This is a genomic window from Candidatus Jordarchaeum sp., assembly GCF_052745115.1.
In genome coordinates, this window is the sequence record NZ_JBRAKS010000468.1 from 1 (window position 1) to 2466 (window position 2466).

Below are 2466 nucleotides of genomic sequence, written 5' to 3' on the forward strand. Positions count from 1 at the left end.
GGAGCAGGCCCTGGATGAAATTGCTGAAAAGCTTAGGGAAATACGTAAAGAATGGAATGGAAAACCATTGCACAAAATGACGGGAGATCAGATGAAAAGAGTTGCTCGCTATGCCACTCCTAGAAACTCCTGCGGCGAGGCTGAATATCTGAACTATATGCGCTTCGGTCGCACGTTCATTTCATCACTCAACTATTCCGGATGTGTGGCATGCAACGGAAACTGGTGGAGAGCAAGGCTAGCAATGACGGGATTCAACTGTCCGGTGAACAGCGTCGACACCATTGTGGACTCCAAATTGATCATTAATTTTGGGTACAATATTGCAGAAACCGCAGTTGTAAGCTTTCGATGGATAAAAAAGGCAATGGAAAAGGGAACAAAGTTTGTATATATCGACCCGAGATTCACAAAGACGGCTGCACACGCTACAGAATACATTCCAATTAGACCTGGTACAGATGGAGCCCTGATCCTTGGAATAATGTATGTTCTTGCAGAAAATAATTGGATATACCCCTATTTGAAGTACTATGTTGAAGGAGAAGAATTCGATCGTTTTATAGAAGAGGTTGTGAAGGAATACCCTCCAGAAAAAGTTCAAAAAATAACATGGGTTCCAGCTAAGAAAATTGAAGAGTTAGCGCGTGAAATCCACAATGCTGGAAGAAAAGTCGCCATACTTGCTGGCACACGCACTAGCACACAGATAAGCGGATTTAACACTAATCGTCTGATTGTAGCGTTACATCTTATGATAGGCAGCTATGGGACGCTTGGAGGAGGAGACTACAATCCTAAACCAGGTGTTGTCCCAGCTGACTATGTCCCCTTAACTCCAACATGCTCTTACAAGTATCCAGCAATATTCTATCCAGAGGATGCCTACGACTGGACCATGGGGTGGGTTCCTGAAACGAGATGGCCCGAATTCAAAGAGCAAATTAGGGCTTACATAGGGATAGGCGGCAATCCCATAATTAGGAGCGCAGGGAACCAGCGTGGTCTATACGAGTATCTAAAAGAACATGGATTAATTGTGATAGGAACAACCGAGTGGAACGAAATGTGCAATTACGCACATTACGTCCTCCCATTAGCAACAGAGTTGGAGTGCTCTGGTTCAACATTTTTATGCTCAACGTTAAGGGCGATTCAATGGAAAGATGCTGCAGTTCCCCCGATAGGCGAGGCCAAGCAAGATCTATGGGTCATTAATGAGATATTTCATAGGGTTTATGGAAACGAAACGATGTACCGTGAATGCCCAGACTGCGAAAAAAGAGCGGAGGAAATTCTTGAAAGCGGCGGAACTTTGGATGATGTCTGGAATGAACTCATAAAACCTTGGGCTGACAAGATAAAGGTAATTTGGGACGAGGAAAAAAGGAAGCCGAACGGAAAAGATCTTGACACAATAATTAACGAAGTTGCAGAGGAAAGCGCAAAAGTCACTGGGCATTGCGAGGATCATAAATATGTGATAAGAAATCGTGAGCTGATTTTCCGAGAAGATTTAAGAGCTTGGGGAGAAAAAGTTGGCTTCGATTTAGATAATCATGGTTTACTTTGGCCTCACAATATATTCAAGCAGGGTCCAGAAGCAATCTATCATTACTGGTGGAGACTTGAAATGCTTATGTGGGCTGTTAAGCCTGGGACCCCTGCAGCAATGGATCCTGAAAGGTGCCATCCATTCTCTGGGGTAAGATTAGACATAGTGAAAGATAAAAAAGTTGTATATTGGCCAGCTCCCTTATGCCTAATGGAAAAGGATCCAAACTATATGGGAGAAAAAGTTTTCTTCGAAAAGTGTCCTAACTGCTGGAAAACAGCTAAAGAGCTTGGTATGCCTGAAATTCCGCTTCTTTGGACCCCTTCTAAAAGGTGGAACGAAAAAATAAAGGGTTTCTATCCATGGAAAGAGGGTAAGGCTTTTTTTGATCTCAAAGGTGAAACGTGGCATGATGCAGGATTACCCGAGTGGACAAAGCCTGCAGAAGAGCCGGAGGACACAAGCGAAAAGATTGATTGGAATGGAGAATATCCACTAATAATGACTACGGGTAAGCTTGTACATCTAATGACAGGTTACAGTCAAAACGTAAATGAACTGCTTCTAAAAATCGATGAAAAACCATTTGTATGGATTCATCCATCCACAGCGAAACATTTGCGAATCAAAGATGGAGACCTCGTCAAAATAATAACACCTAGATCTCCTAAAAACGGCTTGAAAATGAAGGTGAAAACTACTCCGCTCATACATCCGAAAGTGGTATTTGTCCCAACTCACACAGGCCCAAAGGCACTAGATGAAGACTTTCGAAATGAAGGTATAATGCTTGTGGCAACAACGGCTGAAGATCCCCACACTAGGATGATTGGATACAGCACAAATATTTGTAGAATTGAGAAGGTGTAGGAGATGAAGAAAATGTATGGAATACTTGTTGATGTGGACGA

Annotated in this window: 1 protein-coding gene; it reads left to right on the top strand. The window is 42.8% G+C overall.

Annotated features, from left to right (window positions below; genetic code table 11):
• On the top strand, positions 1-2425 hold a 2425-nt coding region (locus ACUVXA_RS19675; RefSeq protein WP_445872993.1), incomplete at its 5' end, for a molybdopterin-containing oxidoreductase family protein.
• Positions 2426-2466 lie beyond the last annotated feature (41 nt).